The sequence below is a fragment of the Saccharothrix sp. DSM 118769 genome (assembly GCF_052936295.1).
Genome location: NZ_CP193627.1, coordinates 8,934,978 through 8,954,044, shown reverse-complemented (window position 1 = coordinate 8,954,044; position 19,067 = coordinate 8,934,978). Strand labels below are relative to the sequence as shown.

15 protein-coding genes are annotated in these 19,067 nt (G+C 73.7%); 9 read left to right on the top strand and 6 right to left on the bottom strand.

Annotated elements, in window-relative coordinates; all coding sequences use genetic code 11:
• Positions 1 to 23: 23 nt before the first annotated feature.
• The 3 genes from ACRAKJ_RS38170 to ACRAKJ_RS38160 all read right to left on the bottom strand — a co-directional run bounded on the left by ACRAKJ_RS38170 (position 24) and on the right by ACRAKJ_RS38160 (position 4,209).
• Complete coding sequence (locus tag ACRAKJ_RS38170; protein ID WP_438921683.1) at positions 24 to 1,640, bottom strand: phospho-sugar mutase; 1,617 nt, start codon at positions 1,638 to 1,640, stop codon at positions 24 to 26.
• The gene (locus ACRAKJ_RS38165) at positions 1,637 to 2,467 is read right to left on the bottom strand and encodes a purine-nucleoside phosphorylase (RefSeq protein ID WP_438921682.1); all 831 of its coding nucleotides are present in this window, start codon (positions 2,465 to 2,467) and stop codon (positions 1,637 to 1,639) included. The genes ACRAKJ_RS38170 and ACRAKJ_RS38165 overlap by 4 nt, the downstream gene beginning before the upstream one ends.
• A gap of 68 nt (positions 2,468 to 2,535) precedes the next feature.
• Complete coding sequence (locus tag ACRAKJ_RS38160) at positions 2,536 to 4,209, bottom strand: protein kinase domain-containing protein (RefSeq protein WP_438921681.1); 1,674 nt, start codon at positions 4,207 to 4,209, stop codon at positions 2,536 to 2,538.
• A gap of 117 nt (positions 4,210 to 4,326) precedes the next feature.
• Here ACRAKJ_RS38160 and ACRAKJ_RS38155 point away from each other — a divergent pair, with 117 nt between their 5' ends.
• The 6 genes from ACRAKJ_RS38155 (at position 4,327) to ACRAKJ_RS38130 (ending at position 12,324) form a co-directional block, all read left to right on the top strand.
• Positions 4,327 to 6,099, top strand: a complete 1,773-nt coding sequence (locus ACRAKJ_RS38155) for a methylmalonyl-CoA mutase family protein (protein ID WP_438921708.1) — start codon at positions 4,327 to 4,329, stop codon at positions 6,097 to 6,099.
• Positions 6,096 to 8,291: a methylmalonyl-CoA mutase gene (scpA, locus tag ACRAKJ_RS38150; protein WP_438921680.1), complete on the top strand. Its 2,196-nt coding sequence runs from the start codon at positions 6,096 to 6,098 to the stop codon at positions 8,289 to 8,291. The genes ACRAKJ_RS38155 and scpA overlap by 4 nt, the downstream gene beginning before the upstream one ends.
• The gene (gene meaB / locus ACRAKJ_RS38145) at positions 8,284 to 9,270 is read left to right on the top strand and encodes a methylmalonyl Co-A mutase-associated GTPase MeaB (RefSeq protein WP_438921679.1); all 987 of its coding nucleotides are present in this window, start codon (positions 8,284 to 8,286) and stop codon (positions 9,268 to 9,270) included. The genes scpA and meaB overlap by 8 nt, the downstream gene beginning before the upstream one ends.
• Before the next feature lie 144 nt (positions 9,271 to 9,414).
• Positions 9,415 to 9,711 (top strand): hypothetical protein, encoded by a 297-nt coding sequence (locus ACRAKJ_RS38140; RefSeq protein ID WP_438921678.1) that lies wholly within the window; start codon positions 9,415 to 9,417, stop codon positions 9,709 to 9,711.
• A 178-nt stretch (positions 9,712 to 9,889) separates the two neighbouring features.
• Entirely contained in the window at positions 9,890 to 11,056 is a 1,167-nt protein-coding gene (locus ACRAKJ_RS38135; RefSeq protein ID WP_438921677.1) for an amidohydrolase, read from the top strand.
• Complete coding sequence (locus tag ACRAKJ_RS38130; protein ID WP_438921676.1) at positions 11,053 to 12,324, top strand: amidohydrolase; 1,272 nt, start codon at positions 11,053 to 11,055, stop codon at positions 12,322 to 12,324. Before ACRAKJ_RS38135 ends, ACRAKJ_RS38130 begins: the two co-directional genes overlap by 4 nt.
• A 74-nt stretch (positions 12,325 to 12,398) precedes the next feature.
• On the opposite strand, the gene ACRAKJ_RS38125 is transcribed toward ACRAKJ_RS38130, so the two are convergent.
• Both ACRAKJ_RS38125 and ACRAKJ_RS38120 read right to left on the bottom strand, forming a co-directional pair.
• Positions 12,399 to 12,722: a DUF6968 family protein gene (locus ACRAKJ_RS38125; protein WP_438921675.1), complete on the bottom strand. Its 324-nt coding sequence runs from the start codon at positions 12,720 to 12,722 to the stop codon at positions 12,399 to 12,401.
• Between the two features lie 66 nt (positions 12,723 to 12,788).
• Positions 12,789 to 14,507 (bottom strand): FAD-dependent oxidoreductase, encoded by a 1,719-nt coding sequence (locus ACRAKJ_RS38120; RefSeq protein ID WP_438921707.1) that lies wholly within the window; start codon positions 14,505 to 14,507, stop codon positions 12,789 to 12,791.
• A gap of 187 nt (positions 14,508 to 14,694) precedes the next feature.
• On the opposite strand from ACRAKJ_RS38120, the gene ACRAKJ_RS38115 reads away from it, so the two are divergent.
• Positions 14,695 to 15,435 (top strand): aquaporin, encoded by a 741-nt coding sequence (locus ACRAKJ_RS38115; protein ID WP_438921674.1) that lies wholly within the window; start codon positions 14,695 to 14,697, stop codon positions 15,433 to 15,435.
• A gap of 14 nt (positions 15,436 to 15,449) precedes the next feature.
• Positions 15,450 to 16,955 carry a glycerol kinase GlpK gene (glpK, locus tag ACRAKJ_RS38110; RefSeq protein ID WP_438921673.1) on the top strand — a complete coding sequence of 502 codons (1,506 nt, stop codon included), beginning with the start codon at positions 15,450 to 15,452 and terminating at the stop codon, positions 16,953 to 16,955.
• A gap of 44 nt (positions 16,956 to 16,999) precedes the next feature.
• On the opposite strand, the gene ACRAKJ_RS38105 is transcribed toward glpK, so the two are convergent.
• The gene (locus tag ACRAKJ_RS38105; protein WP_438921672.1) at positions 17,000 to 18,403 is read right to left on the bottom strand and encodes an NAD(P)H-quinone dehydrogenase; all 1,404 of its coding nucleotides are present in this window, start codon (positions 18,401 to 18,403) and stop codon (positions 17,000 to 17,002) included.
• A gap of 137 nt (positions 18,404 to 18,540) precedes the next feature.
• Here ACRAKJ_RS38105 and ACRAKJ_RS38100 point away from each other — a divergent pair, with 137 nt between their 5' ends.
• Entirely contained in the window at positions 18,541 to 18,990 is a 450-nt protein-coding gene (locus ACRAKJ_RS38100) for a gamma-glutamylcyclotransferase (protein WP_438921671.1), read from the top strand.
• Positions 18,991 to 19,067: the final 77 nt, after the last annotated feature.

The following is a 19,067-nucleotide window of genomic DNA, read 5'->3' as shown; positions in this document are numbered from 1 at the left end:
GGTCCCCTCCGGGGCTCGGTCCCCTACGGGGCGAGCAGCCCCTCCACGCGGGCGCGCAGGTCGGCCAACCGGGCCGTCGCGCGCTCCCGGGCGGCCGGCAGGTCGTCGGACACGGGTTCGACGACCTCCAGGTACGCCTTCAGCTTCGGTTCCGTGCCGGACGGCCGCACGACGACCCGCACGCCCTCGGCCGTCAGCCGCACCACGTCGGCCCCCGGCAGCAGGTCCTCGAACGCGAAGCCGGCCGGCGGCTCGGCGCGCAGCCGCGCCATCAGCGCCCCGATCCGGGACAGGTCGGTGAACCGCAGCGACACCTGGTCGGTCAGGTGCAGGCCGTGGTCGACGGCCAGCTGGTCCAGCGCGTCGAGCAGGTCGCGGCCGGACGCCTTCAGCCCCGCCGCCAGGTCGCACGCGACGACCGCCGCCGAGATGCCGTCCTTGTCGTTGACGTGCGCCGGGTCTACGCAGGTGCCCAGCGCCTCCTCGTAGGCGAACACCAGCCCCTCGCCCGCGCGGACCAGCCACTTGAACCCGGTGAGCGTCTCCGCGTACCGGGCGCCGCGCGCCGCCGCGATGGACCCCAGCAGCGACGACGACACGATCGTGGTGGCCACCAGCGGGTCCGGGGTGTCCGCGGTGGACAGCACCAGGGAGCCGAGCAGCACGCCGGTCTCGTCGCCGCGCAGCATCCGCCACGTCCCGTCGCGCCCCCGCACGCCCAGCGCGCACCGGTCGGCGTCCGGGTCGAGCGCGACGGCCAGGTCCGCGTCGACCTCCGCGGCGAGCGCCAGCAGCCGGTCCGCCGCGCCCGGCTCCTCCGGGTTGGGGAACGCCACGGTCGGGAAGTCCGGGTCCGGCACGGCCTGCTCCCGCACCACCCGCACGTCGGTGAACCCGGCCCGCCGCAGCGCCTCCACGGCCGTCGCGCCGCCCACGCCGTGCATCGGCGTCAACGCCACCCGCAGGTCGCGCGCCGTGCCGCGGGGCAGCGACGCGACCCGTTCCAGGTACTCGTCGACCTCGGCGTCGGTCACCGTCGCCCACGAGTCGGCCAGCGGCACGGACACCGCGGCCGGCACCGCGCGGATCGCGGCCTCGATCTGCCGGTCCTCCGGCGGCACGATCTGCCCGCCGCCCGCCAGGTACAGCTTGTAGCCGTTGTCGGCGGGCGGGTTGTGCGAGGCGGTGACCTGCACGCCCGCCACCGCGCCGTGCCGCTTGACCAGGAACGCGAGGACCGGCGTCGGCAGCGGCCGGGGCAGGGCGCGCACGTCGAAGCCCTCGGCGGCCAGCACCCCGGCCGCCGCGGCGGCGAAGTCCTCCGAGCCGTGCCGGGCGTCGCGGCCGACGAACACCGTGCCGACGCGCCCGTTGGCCTTGAGCCACGCGGCCAGCCCGGCCGTGGTGCGCACGACGACGGCCCGGTTCATGCCGTTGGGGCCGGCCCGCACGGGGCCGCGCAGCCCGGCCGTGCCGAACGCGAGCGGCCCGGCCATCCGGTCGGCCAGCTCGTCGGCCGCCGCCGGGTCGCCGCCCAGGGCCCGCGCCAGCACGCCCTGGAGCTCGGCGCGGGCGTCCGGGTCGGGGTCGTCGGCGATCCAGCGGAACGCGGCGTCGCGCAGCGCGGGCGTCAGGCTCATGCGCGGGCCGCCGGCTCGGCCCTGGTCACCAGTTCGCGCAGCAGCGCGCCCATCCGGCTCGCCGCCGCCTTGCCGGCCTCCAGCACCTCCTCGTGGTTGAGGGGTTCGCCGGTGATGCCCGCCGCGAGGTTCGTGACCAGGGACAGCCCGAACACCTCGACGCCCTCGGCGCGGGCCGCGATGGCCTCCAGCACGGTGGACATGCCGACCAGGTCGGCGCCCATCGTGCGCAGCATCCGGATCTCGGCGGGCGTCTCGAAGTGCGGACCGGGCAGGCCCGCGTAGACGCCCTCCTCCAGCGACGGGTCGATCTCCCGGGCGAGGTCGCGCAGCCGCGGCGAGTACAGGTCGGTCAGGTCCACGAACCGCGCCCCGACCAGCGGCGACGACGCGGTGAGGTTCAGGTGGTCGCTGATCAGCACGGGCTGCCCGACCGACATGCCCTGCCGCAGCCCGCCCGCCGCGTTGGTCAGCACGACCGTGCCGACGCCGGCCGCGGCGGCGGTGCGCACGCCGTGCACGACCCGGTCCACGCCCTTGCCCTCGTACCCGTGCGTGCGACCGAGCATGACCAGCACGTTCCTGCCGCCGACCGGCACCGACCGCAGCGTGCCGCCGTGCCCGACGGCGGTGGGGGCCGCGAACCCGGGCAGCTCGGCCATCGGCACCTCGGCGGCGGGCTCCCCGATCAGGTCCGCGGCCGGGCGCCAGCCCGACCCGAGGACCACGGCGATGTCGTGCCTGTCCACGCCGGTCCGCTCGGCCAGCGCCCGCGCGGCCTCCGTGGCCAGGGCTTCCGGTGTGGTGCTCTCACTGATGGCGGTCACGGCACGGCAGCCTAACCGCAGCTCCCACCCGCTGCCCGCGCGCCGGCCGGCCGAACCCGTGGAGCCGGTCAGTCGAGCACGGTGAAGGTCGGCGCGATCGTCGCGAACAGGTCGCGCCCCGTCTCCTCCTGCTCCGTCGGCACCACGATCTCCACCACCCACAGGTCGGCGCCCCGCGGCAGGACGCGGGAGTAGTGGGTGCGCCGCAGGTCCGGCGCCGGTGCCGCGCCGGCGTGCGCCTGGGTCGTGGCGCGCTCCGCCGTCCGGTAGCCGTGGGCGATGCCCGGCTCCCGGCCGCCCGGCGCGTCGAGGGGTTCCGTCGTCGGGTTGAAGTAGTCCTGGCCCCAGCGGGCGCGGACGAAGGCGACGTAGTCCTTCACGGTGTGCTCGGGGTAGTAGTCGGGGAAGCGCTGCACCGACACCTCGTAGGCGCCGCCCGGGGCGACCAGGTGCACGACGGCGCCGGGCGAGAGGCCCTCGTTGGCGCGCTGCTCCAGGAAGCTCGTCCAGTCGGGGCCGACGTCGACGGTGAACCCGGCGCCCCGCTCGCCCTTGGCCGTGGTGGCCGAGGCGGTGGTCGGGCCCAGCGACGGGGTCTCGCTGATCGCGGGCAGGGACGGCGTGCGGGTGACCGCGGGCGGCGGCAGCAGGGGCGCGCCGGCGACGGTCCTGGTCAGCGCGAAGCCCGAGGCGCCGCCGATCGCGAACAGCACCAGCGCGGCCAGCGCGACCAGCGTCCTCGCCAGCGGCCGGGCCGGGGGAGGGGACGGGGACACCGGGAACGGCAGGGGACCGGGGTCGGCGGCCAGCGGCGTGTCCGGGGCGATCCGCGGCTTGACCAGCGGCGGGCGCACGACCGGCACGAGGGGGCGGGTCCCGGCGCCGGCCGGGAACACGTCCGCGCCGGGCTCGGGCAGCAGCGGCCGGACCGCGCGGCGCACCTCGGCGAGCGACATGCGCCCCGCCGGGTCCTTCGTCATCAGGCCGGCCACGACCGGGGCCAGCGCGCCGCACGCCGCCGCGGACGGCACCTCGCCCTCCACGACCTGGTTGATCGTCTGGAGCACGTTCGCGCCCTCGTACGGCTGCTGCCCGGTCATCGCGTGGAACAGGGTGGCGCCGAGCGACCACTGGTCGGCCACCGGCGACACCGCCTCGCCCGCCGCGACCTCGGGCGCGATGTAGGCGGGCGTGCCGAGCGTGATGCCCCGGCTCGTCAGGGTCGCCTCGGCGACGTTGCGCGCGATCCCGAAGTCGGTCAGCTTCACCCGGCCGTCGTCGGCGATCAGCACGTTGCCCGGCTTCACGTCCCGGTGCGTGATGCCCGCCCGGTGCGCGGCCTCCAGGCCCGCGGCGACGGCGTCCGCGACGACCGCGCCCTGCTCGTCGGTGAGCGGTCCGCGCTGCCGCACGACCTCGGCCAGGGACGACGAGACGACCAGCTCCATCACCACGTACGGGTCGCCGTCGACCTGCGCGACGTCGTAGAGGGTGACCAGGTTCGGGTGCGCCAGCGCGGCGGCCGACCGGGCCTCGCGCAGCGTGCGCTCGCGCAGCAGCGACGCCTCGCCGTCGGACGTCCCCGACGGTCGGAGGATCTCCTTGACGGCCACGTCGCGGCGCAGCACCTCGTCGTGCGCCGCCCACACCGTGCCCATCGACCCGCGGCCCAGGACGTGCCGGAGCCGGTAGCGGCCGGCGATCAGGCGGCCGTCCTCAGGGGGGTCACCGATGGTCACCACGTGGTCTTCCTCCACTGGGCCATCATTCCCCATCGTGGAAGACTGGCGTCTGCATCGTTCACGGCGGTGAACCTCACATAGCCGTCGTACTACTGGTGAGTAACACTGCGGAGCATGATGGAGCCGTCAGGCGAGTTGGCGCTGGCCGCCGAGTTCCCGACCCCCGACCGAGAGACGTGGCTCGACCTCGTGCACGGCGTGCTCCGCAAGTCGGGCGCGGACCTCGGGTCGCTGGTCACCACCACCTACGACGGCATCGAGGTCCAGCCGCTCTACACCGCGGCCGACGCGGCGCCCCCCGCCGGCTTCCCCGGTCTGCCCCCGTTCACCCGGGGCGGCAGGCCGCAGGGCTCGGTCGACGGCTGGGACGTCCGCCAGCAGCACCGGGTCGCCGACCGGGACGCGGTCGCGGCCGACCTGGAGAACGGCGTCACGTCGCTGTGGCTCAAAGGGCTCGACCCCGCCTCCTACGACGAGGTGCTCGCCGACGTCTACCTGGACCTGGCGCCCGTCGTCGTGGACGGCGGCGCGGACTTCCTCGCCGCCGGCCGCGCCGTGCTGCGGGTCTGGGACCAGCGGCCCGTCCTGGCGAGCGAGGTGCGCGGCAACGTCGGCGCCGACCCCCTGGGCGTGCAGGCCCGGACCGGGCAGCCGGCCGACCTGGCGGCCCTCACCGACCTGCTCGGCGCGGCCCGGCGGTTCCCCGGGCTGCGCGTGGTCGTCGTGGACGGCCTGCCGTTCCACGAGGCCGGCGGCTCGGACGCCCAGGAGCTGGGCGCGTCCCTCGCCGCCGGCGTGGCGTACCTGCGCCACCTCACCGGCGCGGGCCTGACCACCGCCGAGGCCGTGCGGCTGCTGGAGTTCCGGTACGCGGCGACCGCCGACCAGTTCCTCACCATCGCGAAGTTCCGCGCCGCCCGGCGGCTGTGGGCGCGGGTCACCGAGGTCTCCGGCGCGCCCGCCGCGCAGCTCCAGCACGCGGTGACCTCGCCCGCGATGATGACCCGCCGCGACCCGTGGGTGAACATGCTGCGCACCACCGTGGCGTGCTTCGGCGCGGGGCTCGGCGGCGCGGACGCGGTGACCGTGCTGCCGTTCGACGACGCCCTCGGCCTGCCCGACGAGTTCTCCCGCCGCGTCGCGCGCAACACGCAGTCGCTGCTGCTGGAGGAGTCCGGGCTGGCGGGCGTGATCGACCCGGCGGGCGGCTCCTGGTACGTGGAGAAGCTGACCGACGACCTGGCGCGCGCCGCGTGGGACTGGTTCCGGCGCATCGAGGCTGCGGGCGGCCTGCCGAAGGCGTTCGACCTGGTCGCGGGCGAGATCGCGGAGACGTGGGCGAAGCGGCGGGAGAGGCTGGCCGACCGCGGCGACGCCATCACCGGCGTCAGCGAGTTCCCGAACCCGACCGAGCGACCCGTGGTGCGGCCCGCCGCGCCCGTGGCGCCGTCCGGCGGCCTGCCGCGCGTCCGGTACGCCCAGGCGTACGAGGCGCTGCGCGACGCCGCCGACGCCGCACCCGAGCGGCCGAAGGTCTTCCTGGCCACGCTCGGCCCGGTCGCCGCGCACACCGCGCGGGCCACGTTCGCGGCCAACCTGTTCCAGGCGGGCGGGTTCGAGACGCCGGACGCGGGCCCGACGGCGACCGTCGAGGACGTCGTCGCCGCGTTCCGCGCGAGCGGCGCCCGCGTCGCCTGCCTGTGCGGCAGCGAGAAGGTCTACGCCGAGCTGGCCGCGCCCGTCGCCGACGCGCTGCGCGAGGCCGGCGCCGAACGCGTCCTGCTGGCGGGCAAGGGCACGGACGCGAGGGTCGACGAGCACGTGTTCACCGGGTGCAAGGCGCTCGACGTCCTGGAGCGCACCTTCGACCTCCTGGGAGTGCAGCGATGATCCCGAACTTCGCCGACGTCGACCTCGGGGAGCCGACGCCGTCGACCGCCGCCGAGTGGCAGCGGGCGCTGCAGGAGGCCACCGGCAAGGGCCCCGACGCGCTCACCCGGGAGACGCCCGAGGGCATCGGCGTCAAGCCCCTCTACGGCCCCGCCGACACCGAGGGCCTGGACTTCCTGGGCGGCTACCCGGGCATCGCGCCGTTCCTGCGCGGCCCGTACCCGACGATGTACGTCAACCAGCCGTGGACCATCCGGCAGTACGCCGGCTTCTCCACCGCCGAGGAGTCGAACGCCTTCTACCGCCGCAACCTCGCGGCCGGCCAGAAGGGCCTGTCCGTGGCGTTCGACCTGGCCACGCACCGCGGCTACGACTCCGACCACCCGCGCGTGGCCGGCGACGTGGGCATGGCGGGCGTGGCCATCGACTCGATCTACGACATGCGCCGGCTGTTCGAGGGCATCCCCCTCGACCGGATGAGCGTGTCGATGACCATGAACGGCGCCGTGCTGCCGGTGCTCGCGCTCTACGTCGTCGCGGCCGAGGAGCAGGGGGTGGCGCCGGAGCTCCTCGCGGGGACCATCCAGAACGACATCCTCAAGGAGTTCATGGTCCGCAACACCTACATCTACCCGCCGAAGCCGTCGATGCGGATCATCTCCGACATCTTCGCGTACACCTCGCGGCGGATGCCGAAGTTCAACTCCATCTCGATCTCCGGCTACCACATGCAGGAGGCCGGCGCGACGGCCGACCTGGAGCTGGCCTACACGCTGGCGGACGGCGTGGAGTACCTGCGCGCGGGCCGGGACGCGGGCCTCGACGTGGACGCGTTCGCGCCGCGGCTGTCGTTCTTCTGGGCGATCGGCATGAACTTCTTCATGGAGGTCGCCAAGCTGCGCGCCGCGCGCCTGCTGTGGGCCAAGCTGGTCAAGGGCTTCGGCCCGGAGAACCCCAAGTCGTTGTCCCTGCGCACGCACTGCCAGACGTCCGGCTGGTCGCTGACCGCGCAGGACGTCTACAACAACGTGGCCCGCACGTGCGTCGAGGCGATGGCCGCGACCCAGGGCCACACCCAATCGCTGCACACCAACGCGCTGGACGAGGCGCTGGCGCTGCCCACCGACTTCTCCGCCCGCATCGCCCGCAACACCCAGCTGCTGCTCCAGCAGGAGTCCGGCACCACCCGCGTGATCGACCCGTGGGGCGGCAGCGCGTTCGTCGAGCGCCTGACGCACGACCTGGCGCGCCGGGCGTGGGCGCACATCTCCGAGGTCGAGTCGGCGGGCGGCATGGCGCAGGCCATCGACGCGGGCATCCCCAAGCTGCGCATCGAGGAGGCGGCGGCCCGCACCCAGGCCCGCATCGACTCCGGCCGGCAGCCGGTGATCGGCGTGAACAAGTACCGGGTGGAGACCGACGAGCAGATCGAGGTGCTCAAGGTCGACAACGCCGGGGTGCGCGCCCAGCAGCTCGCGAAGCTGGAGCGGCTGAGGTCCGAGCGCGACCAGGCGGCCGTGGACGGCGCGCTGAACGCCCTGACCAACGCCGCCGGCGCGGACGGCAACCTGCTGGAGCTGGCCGTCGAGGCCGCCCGCGCGAAGGCCACCGTCGGGGAGATCTCCGACGCCCTGGGCAGGGTGTGGGGCCGGCACTCCGCGCAGATCCGCACCATCACCGGCGTCTACCGGCAGGAGGCGGGTTCCGTGTCGAACCTGGACGCCACCCGCGAGGTGGTCGGGCGCTTCGCCGAGGAGGAGGGCCGCCGGCCGCGCATCCTGGTCGCCAAGATGGGCCAGGACGGCCACGACCGCGGCCAGAAGGTCATCGCGACCGCGTTCGCCGACCTCGGCTTCGACGTGGACGTCGGCCCGCTGTTCCAGACCCCGGACGAGGTCGCCCGCCAGGCGGTCGAGGCCGACGTGCACATCGTCGGCGTCTCGTCGCTGGCCGCGGGCCACCTCACGCTGGTGCCCGCGCTGCGGGAGGCGCTGGCGGGGCTGGGGCGCGAGGACATCATGATCGTGGTCGGCGGCGTGATCCCGCCGCAGGACTTCGACGCGCTGCGCGAGGCGGGCGCGGCGGCGATCTTCCCTCCCGGCACGGTGATCGCGGACGCGGCGGGCGACCTGCTGCGCAAGCTCGCCGCGCAGCTGGGCCACGAGCAGCGGGAGCAGCCCGCGGATGCCTAGGCCGGTCGACGTCGGCGGGTACGCGAAGGGCGTGCTCGCCGGCGACCGCGGCACCCTCGCGCGGGCGATCACGCTGGTCGAGTCGACCAGGCCCGACCACCGCGCGGCGGCCCAGGAGCTGCTGGTCGAACTGCTGCCGCACTCCGGCGGCGCGCACCGGGTCGGCGTCACCGGCGTGCCCGGGGTCGGCAAGTCGACGTTCATCGACGCGTTCGGCACGATGCTGACCGCCGCCGGGCACCGGGTGGCGGTGCTGGCCGTCGACCCGTCGTCCACCCGCACCGGCGGGTCCATCCTGGGCGACAAGACGCGGATGGCGCGGCTCGCGGTCGACCCGGCGGCGTTCATCCGGCCGTCGCCGACCTCCGGCACCCTCGGCGGCGTCGCCAAGGCGACCCGCGAGTCGATCGTGCTGGTCGAGGCCGCCGGGTACGACGTGGTGCTGGTGGAGACCGTCGGCGTCGGGCAGTCCGAGGTCGCGGTGGCCAACATGACCGACTGCTCCCTCTTCCTCGCGCTGGCGCGCACCGGCGACCAGCTCCAGGGCATCAAGAAGGGCGTCCTGGAGCTGGCCGACGTGATCGCGGTGAACAAGGCCGACGGCCCGCACGAGGTCGAGGCCCGCCGGGCGGCCCGGGAGCTGGCCGGCGCGCTGCGGCTGCTGCGCCCGCCGGACGCGGTGTGGCACCCGCCCGTGCTGACGTGCAGCGGCCTGGACGGCTCCGGGCTGGAGGAGGTGTGGCGGCGGATCGGCGCCCACCGATCGGCCCTGGAGGGTGCCGGGGAACTGGCCGAGCGGCGCCGCCGCCAACAGGTCGAGTGGACGTGGGCCACGGTGCACGACCGGCTGCTCGCCCGGCTGCGGTCGGCACCGGCCGTGCGGGCGCTGGTGCCGGAGGTCGAGCGGCAGGTGAGGGACGGTGAACTGACCGCCACCCTCGCCGCGGAAAGAATTCTGGACGCATTCCGGGACGTATAAGGCCCGAAAGTGTGCACTTTGTGCGCACAAGTGCGCACCCGCCGTGAAGCGTCACCGGTTTGATCGACCACCGACAGTGGTAACCGGACTGTGCGGTGACTAGGCTTGGTGACCATGTGGCGATCTGCGTTCGCGGTGTGCTTGATGGTGCTGGTCGGTGCCCTCGCCGGGCCGGCCACAGCGTCGGCAGCCCCGTCGTTGCAGGTCAACCACGCCGTGCAGCCCACGGACACGCCGGCGCCGGGGAACGAGACGCTCCAGCCCGGCACCACGGTCGGCCCCGGGCCGGCGGTGGACGCGCCGCAGGAGCCGGCCCCGTCGTCGTCCACCGAAACCCGTAAAAAGTTGTGGCTCGGTGGTATCGCACTGCTGCTGTTCGCCCTCGTGTACTGGCGTAACAAGAAGCGGTGGTCGAAGTGGCGGGCGGGCAAGAAGGGCTAGCGTTCCACCCAGTGGGACGGGCCAGTCGGTATATGGTCCTCCTGTACTTAGAGCCTGCGCAGAGTTGATCGGTACTACCGATACTCGAGCACCGCTTGGCGCACCCCCGCGACCGGTTGCCGGTTGACCTCCGCGAGGCGCCTCGTGGCCCACGGGCCTGATGCAGGATGGATGTGAAATGAGTACCGACTTCAAGATGAGCACGCGCTCGGCCATCGAGCGGTACTCGACCGCGCTGGTGGACCTGTCCCGCAGCATCCACGCGGAACCCGAGCAGGCGTTCGCCGAGCACCGCAGCGCCGCCAAGGTCGCCGACCTGCTCGCCGCCGAGGGATTCGAGGTCGAACGGGGCGTCGCCGACCTGGAGACCGCGTTCACCGCGTCCTTCGGGTCCGGCGAGCTGGTCGTCGGCCTGTGCGCCGAGTACGACGCGCTGCCCGAGGTCGGCCACGCGTGCGGGCACAACGTCATCGCGGCCGCCTCGACCGGCGCCGCCCTCGCCCTGCGCGACCTGGCCGACGACCTCGGCCTCACCGTCCGGGTGATCGGCACGCCCGCCGAGGAGGTCGGCGGCGGCAAGGTGCTGATGCTCGAACGCGGGGTATTCGACGACGTGGCGTTCTCCATGATGGTGCACCCGGCCCCGTACGAGGCCGTGGCCGCGCGGTCGCTCGCCATCACCGACGTCGAGGTCCACTACACCGGCAAGCCCTCGCACGCCGCCGCCGCGCCCCACCTGGGCGTCAACGCGGCGGACGCGATCACGATCGCCCAGGTCGCCATCGGCCTGGCCCGCCAGCACCTCGAACCCGGCCAGATGGTCAGCGGCATCGTCACGCGCGGGGGCACCGTGCCCAACGTGGTGCCCGCCGCGACCTCGGCGATGTTCGACCTGCGGGCCGACGACCTGGACTCCCTGCGCCGGCTGGAGGAGCGGATCGGCCGCTGCTTCGAGGCCGGCGCCCTGGCCACCGGGTGCACGCACGAGGTCGTCAAGGTCTCGCCCGTGTACGCCGAGCTGACCCCCGACCCGTGGCTCGCGGACGCCTACCGGCGCGCGGCCACGGAACTGGGGCGGCACCCCATGAGCCCTGAGGAAGAGCTCAAGGAGAAGATCGGCAGCACCGACATGGGCAACATCACCCGTGCGCTGCCGGCCATCCACCCGACCATCGCCATCGACTGCGGAGACGCGGTGAACCACCAAATCGAGTTCGCGAACGCCTGTGCCTCGGCTTCGGCCGACCGAGCTGTGCTCGACGGGGCGCTCGCCCTCGCCTGGACGACCATGTCCGCCGCCCTGGACGAAGAACAGCGCGCCCGTCTCCTGGGCGGTGTGGCATGACGGTCGTGGACGCACGTGACGCTCGTCTGCCGGAGGAGGGTGCCGAGGTGCTGTTGACCGATCGCGGGGTCAGCATTGCCCCCGTGGACGATCCCGGGGAGGGCCGAGGGCCCTCGTGGCTGGACGACTGGCTGGCGTCGAACGCCTCCGAGGTCGTCGCCTGGCGCCGGCACATCCACGCGCACCCCGAGCTGTCGCGCAAGGAGTACGCCACCACCGAGCTGATCGCCCGGGTGCTCCGCTCGGTGGGCCTCAAGCCCCGCGTCCTGCCCGGCGGCACCGGCCTGGTCTGCGACGTCGGCTCCGGCCCGCGCTGCGTGGCCCTGCGCGCCGACATCGACGCGCTGCCGATCCAGGAGGCCGTCGACTCGCCGCACGCCTCCACCGCGGCCGGCGTCATGCACGCGTGCGGTCACGACGCGCACACCACCGTGCTGCTCGGCGCGGCCCTGGCGCTGGCCTCGGCGACCGAGCTGCCCGGCCGGGTGCGCCTGGTGTTCCAGCCCGCCGAGGAGGTCATGCCGGGCGGCGCGCTCGACGTGCTCGCCGCGGGCGGCCTGGACGGCGTGGAGCGCATCTTCGGCCTGCACTGCGACCCGAGGCTGGAGGTCGGCCGCATCGGCACGAGGATCGGCGCCATCACGTCCGCGTCGGACATGCTGGAGCTGCGCCTCACCTCGCCCGGCGGCCACACCTCCCGGCCGCACCTGACCGCGGACCTCGTGCACGCGCTGGGCACCGTCATCACCGGCCTGCCCGGCCTGCTGTCGCGGCGCGTGGACCCCCGTTCGGGCACCGTCCTCGTGTGGGGCGCGGTGCACGCGGGCGAGGCGCCCAACGCGGTGCCGCAGGACGGCGTGCTGCGCGGCACGCTGCGCACCGGCGACCGGGACATCTGGGCCGAGCTGGAACCGCTGATCAAGGACCTGGTGAGCGCCCTGCTGGCCCCCACCGGGGTGGGCTTCGACCTGCACCACCGCCGCGGCGTGCCGCCGGTCGTCAACGACCGCGAGAGCACCATGCTGCTGAGGGCCGGCATCGAGGCGGCGCTCGGCGAGGACGCGCTGGCCGGCACGCAGCAGTCGTCGGGCGGCGAGGACTTCGGCTGGTACCTGGAGCACGTGCCCGGCTCGTTCGCCCGCCTGGGCGTCTGGGACGGCGTGAGCCCGCAGCGCGACCTGCACCAGCCCGGGTTCGACCTGGACGAGCGGGCGCTGATGGTCGGCGTGCGCGTGATGGTGCACACCGCCCTGGCCGCGCTGGCCTGACCGGGGAAGCGCTCCCGGGGAGCGGACGCTTGCGCAGGGGTCCCCGCCCGGGGACCCCTGTTCCCCGTCCGGCGTCAGCGGAGCTGGGCCGGCACGACGGACAGCCCCAGGTCGGGCATCCCCATCCAGTTCAGCTCCACCCCCGCCGCCTCGGCGCGCGCGGCCAGTTCCAGGCGCAGCTTGTAGACGCTCAGCAGCATCGCCTGCAGCGAGTCGACCCCGAACGCCCTGCCGACCACCTCGTCGCCCAGACCGGTGATCCGGTGCGGGCAGCACCAGTCGCCGTTCGAGCTCAGCGGGTCCGGTCGCGGCGCGCCGAGCACGACCACCACCGGTGAGCGCGTCCCGTCCGCCGCCACCGCCTCCAACCGCCGCTCGACCACCGCGGGAGTGGACACCGGCTCTTCGAAACCCCTCGACCCCATCACCCGTCCGACGTTACCGCCCCCCGCGCGTGGCGGGGGTCAGGTCAGGGGTTCGGTGAGCTGCGGCCGGGCCTCGGGCGCCGCCGCGCGGACGGCGTCGGCGGCCTCGTCGTCCGGCTCCGCCTGCGAGGCGCGTTCGGCGTCCACGCGCGTCGTGTAGCCGGACACCTCGTGGGCGACGCGCTCCTCGTCCCACCCGAGCACGCCCGCCATGAGCCGCGCCACCGGTTCGGCGCACTCGACGCCGCGGTGCGGGTACTCGATCGAGATGCGGGTGCGGCGGGTCAGCACGTCCTCCAGGTGCAGCGCACCCTCGTGGGACGCGGCGTAGACGACCTCCACCCGCAGGTAGTCCGGCGCGGCGGGCACGGGCTTGAGCAGGTCCGGGTCGGCCCCGCCGAGGACCTCGTGCACGAGGGAGCCGTAGCGGTTGAGCAGGTGGCGCACCCGGTACGGGTGCAGGCCGTAGCGGGTGGCGAGCTGGTCCGCCTGGTTCACCAGCGCGTGGTAGCCGTCGGCGCCCAGCAGCGGCACCTTGTCCGTGATGGACGGCTGGATGCGGCCCGGCAGGTCCACGCCGGCGGCGTCCACGGCGTCCGCGCCCATCACCCGGTACGTCGTGTACTTGCCGCCCGCGATGGCTACCAGGCCGGGCGCGACGCGGGCCACGGCGTGCTCGCGCGACAGCTTCGACGTGGACTCGCTCTCCCCGGCCAGCAGCGGCCGCAGGCCCGCGTAGACGCCCTCGATGTCGTCGTGCGTGAGCGGGGTCGCCAGGACCGAGTTGACGTGGTCGAGGACGTAGTCGATGTCCTTGCGGGTGGCCGCCGGGTGGGCCAGGTCGAGGTTCCAGTCGGTGTCCGTGGTGCCGACGATCCAGTGGTTGCGCCACGGGATGACGAACAGCACCGACTTCTCGGTGCGCAGGATCAGCCCCGACTCGGACACGATCCGGTCGCGCGGGACGACGATGTGCACGCCCTTGGACGCCCGGACCCGGAACCGCCCGCGCGAGCCCGACAGGCGTTGCAGCTCGTCGGTCCACACGCCGGTCGCGTTGATCACGGCGTGCGCCCGCACGTCGGTCTCCCGGCCGTCCTCCACGTCGCGCACCCGCACGCCCGACACGCGGTCCGCCTCCTTCAGGAAGCCGATCACCTGGGTCGAGGTGCGCACGACGGCGCCGTAGTGGGCGGCCGTGCGGCCCACCATCATCGTGTGGCGGGCGTCGTCGGCCTGCGCGTCGTAGTAGCGGATGCCGCCGATCAGCGCGTCCGGCTTCAGCGCGGGCACCAGGCGCAGCGCGCCCGCCCGGCTCAGGTGCTTCTGGCCGGGCACGGACCGCGCGCCGCCCATCGTGTCGTACATGAGCAGGCCGGCCGCCGTGTACGGGCGCTCCCAGCCGCGGCGCGTCAGCGGGTACAGGAAGGGCACCGGTTTGACCAGGTGCGGCGCGAGGCGGGTGAGCATGAGTTCGCGTTCCCGCAGCGCCTCGCGGACCAGGCCGAACTCCAGCTGCTCCAGGTAGCGCAGCCCGCCGTGGAACAGCTTGGACGAGCGGCTCGACGTGCCGGACGCCAGGTCCCTGGCCTCGACGAGGGCGACGCGCAGCCCCCGGGTCGCGGCGTCCAGGGCCGCGCCGACGCCGACCACGCCACCGCCGATGATCACCAGGTCGAAGGTCTCCGAGCCCAGCCGCTCCCACGTCCGGGCGCGCTCGTCGGGTCCGAGCCGGCCCGGTCGATCGGTGGTGGCCACGGTGGACGCCTCCCTGCTGCCGGCGTGGGTGGACGAGCCCGACAGGACTGACTCGACCACGTTACCCGTCGGTACGCCACCCGTGGACAACCGTTCGGCCCGGAACTAGCGTCAGCCGCGTTGTGGGGTGGGCAGCGCCGCCGGACCCGGACAGTGCTGCCTCCTGCCAAGGCGAGGAGGTCGGCGGATGGGCAGTGGCTCGATCTTCGTGTGGGAGTTGCTCGGTACCGCGGTGCTGATCCTGCTGGGCGCGGGCGTCGTCGCGAACGTCACCCTGAAGGACGCGCTCGGCAACTCGGGCGGGTGGCTCGTCATCACCATCGGCTGGGGTTTCGCGGTCTTCGCGGGCGCCAGCATCGCCGCTCCCAGCGGCGCTCACCTCAACCCGGCGGTGACCCTGGGCCTGGCGGTGGCCGACAAGCTGCCGTGGGGCCAGGTGCCCGTCTACTTCGCCGCGCAGCTGCTCGGGGCGTTCCTCGGCGCGGTGCTCGCGTGGCTCACCTACAAGAAGCAGTTCGACACGCACGACGACCCGGCCGGCACGCGCGGCATCTTCTGCACCGGCCCGACCGTGCCCAGCGCGCCGTGGAACCTCGTCACCGAGGTCATCGGCACGTTCGTGCTGATCACCTGGGTCCTCCTCAGCCCCGGCGCGAAGGGGACCGTGGACGGCGTGCCGCAGCTCGGCAACTCGGCGCTGGGCTACGCGGGCGTCGCGTTCGTCGTGATCGGCATCGGCAACTCCCTCGGCGGCCCCACCGGGTACGCCATCAACCCGGCCCGCGACCTCGGTCCCCGCATCGCCTACGCCGTCCTGCCGATCCGCGGCAAGGGCGCCGCCGAGTGGGGCTACGCCTGGGTGCCGATCGTCGGCCCGCTCCTCGGCGCCGCGCTCGCCGGCCTCCTCTACCTGGTCCTCCCGGTCTGAAAGGACTCACCCCCATGACGCAGTACGTCGCCGCGATCGACCAGGGCACCACGTCGACCCGGTGCATGATCTTCGACCACTCGGGACGGGTGGTGTCGGTCGACCAGAAGGAGCACGAGCAGATCTTCCCCAGGGCCGGGTGGGTCGAGCACGACCCGGTCGAGGTGTGGGCGAACACCCGGCAGGTCGCGGCGGGCGCGCTGGCCAAGGCCGACCTGAACGCGGGCGACATCGCCGCGGTCGGCATCACCAACCAGCGCGAGACCGCCGTCGTGTGGGACCGCACCACCGGGCAGCCGGTCTACAACGCGATCGTCTGGCAGGACACCCGCACCGACAAGACCTGCCAGGAGCTGGCCGCGCTGGGCGGCGGCCAGGAGCGGTACCGGGCCACCACCGGCCTGCCGCTGGCCACCTACTTCTCCGGCCCGAAGGTGCGCTGGGTCCTCGACAACGTCGAGGGCGCCCGGGAGAGGGCCGAGGCGGGCGACCTGCTGTTCGGCAACATGGACACCTGGGTGCTGTGGAACATGACGGGCGGCGTGGACGGCGGCGTGCACGTCACCGACCCCACCAACGCCTCCCGCACGCTGCTGATGGACCTCGACACGCTGAGCTGGGACGAGGGCATCGCCGCCGACATGGGCATCCCGCTGTCGATGCTGCCGGAGATCCGGTCGTCGTCCGAGGAGTACGGCAGGGTGCGCGAGCGCGGCGCGCTGGCCGGCGTGCCCATCGCGGGCATCCTCGGCGACCAGCAGGCCGCCACGTTCGGCCAGGCGTGCCTGTCGCCGGGCGAGGCCAAGAACACCTACGGCACCGGCAACTTCGTGCTGCTCAACACCGGCACCGACAAGGTGATGAGCGAGAACGGCCTGCTCACGACCGTCTGCTACAAGATCGGCTCGGCCGACCCGGTGTACGCGCTGGAGGGCTCGATCGCGGTCACCGGGTCGCTCGTGCAGTGGCTGCGCGACAACCTCGGCATGATCACGAGCGCGGCCGAGGTCGAGGAGCACGCCCGCACCGTGGAGGACAACGGCGGCGCGTACTTCGTGCCCGCGTTCTCCGGCCTGTTCGCGCCGTACTGGCGCTCCGACGCGCGCGGCGCGATCGTCGGCCTCACCCGGTTCGTCAACAGGGGCCACCTGGCCCGCGCGGTGCTGGAGGCCACCGCGTTCCAGACCCGCGAGGTGATCGACGCCATGAACGCCGACTCGGGCGTGGCGCTGACCTCGTTGAAGGTCGACGGCGGCATGGTCGTCAACGAGCTGCTCATGCAGTTCCAGGCGGACATCCTCGGCGTGCCGGTGATCCGCCCGGTGGTCAGCGAGACCACCGCCCTGGGCGCCGCCTACGCCGCCGGGCTCGCCGTCGGGTTCTGGGAGTCGGAGGACGACATCCGGCGGAACTGGGCGCAGGACAAGCAGTGGGACCCGGACATGGACGACGAGACCCGCGAGACGCAGTACGCCCTGTGGAAGAAGGCCGTGACCAGGACGTTCGACTGGGTCGAGTAGCCCTCGCCGGGAGGGGTGCCCGTTCCCGGGCACCCCTCCCGGGGTCAGTCCAGGTCGTCGTGGCGCATGAGCTGGCGGCCCGCCTCGGTGATCGACCCCGTCAGCGACGGGTACACCGAGAACGTGGTGGCCAGGTCCTCCACGGTCAGCTGGTTCTGCACGGCCAGCGCGATCGGCAGGATCAGCTCGCTGGCGTTCGGCGCGACCACGACACCGCCGATGACCACGCCGGTCGCCGGGCGGCAGAACAGCTTCACGAAGCCCCGCCGCAGGCCCTCCATCTTGGCGCGCGGGTTCGTGGCCAGCGGCAGCATGACCGTGCGGGCGGGCACCGTGCCCGAGTCGATCGCCTGCTGGCTGATGCCGACGCTCGCGATCTCCGGGTTGGTGAACACGTTCGCCGCGACCGTCTTGAGCTTGATCGGGCTCACGCCCTCGCCCAGCGCGTGCCACATGGCGATGCGGCCCTGCATGGCGGCCACCGACGCGAGCAGCAGCACGCCCGTGCAGTCGCCCGCCGCGTAGACGCCCGAGACGTTCGTGCGCGACACCCGGTCGACCGGGATGTAACCGCCGCGGCCCAGCTCGATGCCGATCTTGTCGAGACCCAGGTCGGCCGTGTTCGGGACCGAGCCGACCGTCATGAGCGCGTGGCTCGCCTCGATCGTGCGACCGTCCTCCAGGTGAATCACGACACCCTCACCGGTGTTCTCCACCCGGTCCGCGCGGGCGTGCTTCACCACCGCCGTGCCGCGTTCGGCGAACACGTCCTCCAGCACGACCGCCGCGTCGGCGTCCTCGTGCGGGAGCACCCGGTCGCGGGACGAGACCATGGTCACCTTCACGCCCAGTTCGGTGTAGGCGGAGGCGAACTCCACACCGGTGACACCCGAACCGATGACGGCCAGGTGCTCCGGGAGCTCGGGCAGGTCGTAGATCTGCCGCCAGGTGAGGACGCGCTTGCCGTCCGGCTCGGCGCCCGGCAACACGCGCGGGGTCGCGCCCGTTGCGATGAGCACCACATCGGCCGGCAGCACCTCCTTGGTGCCGTCCTCCGCCAGCGCCACCACCTCGTGCTGGGCGAGGCCCTTGGCGCCGTCGCAGAACTTCGCGGTGCCGTTGACGATCCGCACGCCCTCGCGCTGGAGGCGGGCGCGGACGTCCGCGGACTGGGCGAGCGCGAGGCCCTTCACCCGGCCGTGGACCACCGGCAGCTCCACCTCGGCGGCGGCGTTGTTGGTGCGGATGCCCAGCTCACCGGCGTTGCGGAAGGCGCTGCGACCGCCCGCGGAGGCGATGAACGTCTTGGACGGCACGCAGTCGTAGAGGACACAGGCCCCACCGGGGCCCTCGTTCTCGACGATGGTCACGTCGGCCCCGTGCTGGGCCGCGACCAGTGCCGCCTCGTAACCTGCGGGGCCACCGCCCATGATGACGATGCGGGTCACGACACGTCCTCCTCGGGGTTCGTCGGCGCTGGTTGCGCCATTTGCGACCAGGGACAACGGTACGCGGTCGGGTGCGGGGGCGTGTCGTCCGGTCTTCTCGTGCCTCGCGGTGATCGCGAGGTCGCTAGGCTGTCGTCGTGCCGCTCTATGCCGCGTACGGGTCCAACATGGACCCGAACCAGATGATGGAGCGAGCCCCGTACTCCCCGATCGCGGGGACCGGGTGGCTCGCCGGTTGGCGTCTGTCGTTCGGTGGCGAGGACCTGGGCTGGGAGGGCGCGCTCGCCACGATCGTCGAGGACCCGGACTCGCAGGTCTTCTGCGTCCTCTACGACGTGAGCCCGCGTGACGAGTCCCGCCTCGACCGCTGGGAAGGGGCCCTCGGCCTCTACAAGAAGATCAGGCTCCGGGTGCAGACCCTGGAGGGCTCGGTCACGGCCTGGCTGTACGTCCTGGACGCCTACGAGGGCGGCCTGCCCTCGGCCCGCTACATCGGCGTCGTGGCCGACGCCGCCGAAGCCGCGGGCGCCCCGGACGACTACGTGGCCGACCTCCGAACCCGCCCCTGCCAAGGCATAGGCCCCTAACCCACTCCCGAGAGTCCAACGCTCAGGCCCCGAGAGTCCAACCTCGGGGCCCCGAGAGTCCAACGCCCAGGCCCGGT

Coding starts and splice junctions, on each gene's coding strand:
- ACRAKJ_RS38170 (WP_438921683.1), bottom strand. CDS start 1,640: ATGAGCCTGACGCCCGCGCTGCGCGACGCCGCGTTCCGCTGGATCGCC.
- ACRAKJ_RS38155 (WP_438921708.1), top strand. CDS start 4,327: ATGGAGCCGTCAGGCGAGTTGGCGCTGGCCGCCGAGTTCCCGACCCCC.
- scpA (WP_438921680.1), top strand. CDS start 6,096: ATGATCCCGAACTTCGCCGACGTCGACCTCGGGGAGCCGACGCCGTCG.
- meaB (WP_438921679.1), top strand. CDS start 8,284: ATGCCTAGGCCGGTCGACGTCGGCGGGTACGCGAAGGGCGTGCTCGCC.
- ACRAKJ_RS38140 (WP_438921678.1), top strand. CDS start 9,415: ATGGTGCTGGTCGGTGCCCTCGCCGGGCCGGCCACAGCGTCGGCAGCC.
- ACRAKJ_RS38135 (WP_438921677.1), top strand. CDS start 9,890: ATGAGTACCGACTTCAAGATGAGCACGCGCTCGGCCATCGAGCGGTAC.
- ACRAKJ_RS38130 (WP_438921676.1), top strand. CDS start 11,053: ATGACGGTCGTGGACGCACGTGACGCTCGTCTGCCGGAGGAGGGTGCC.
- ACRAKJ_RS38115 (WP_438921674.1), top strand. CDS start 14,695: ATGGGCAGTGGCTCGATCTTCGTGTGGGAGTTGCTCGGTACCGCGGTG.
- glpK (WP_438921673.1), top strand. CDS start 15,450: ATGACGCAGTACGTCGCCGCGATCGACCAGGGCACCACGTCGACCCGG.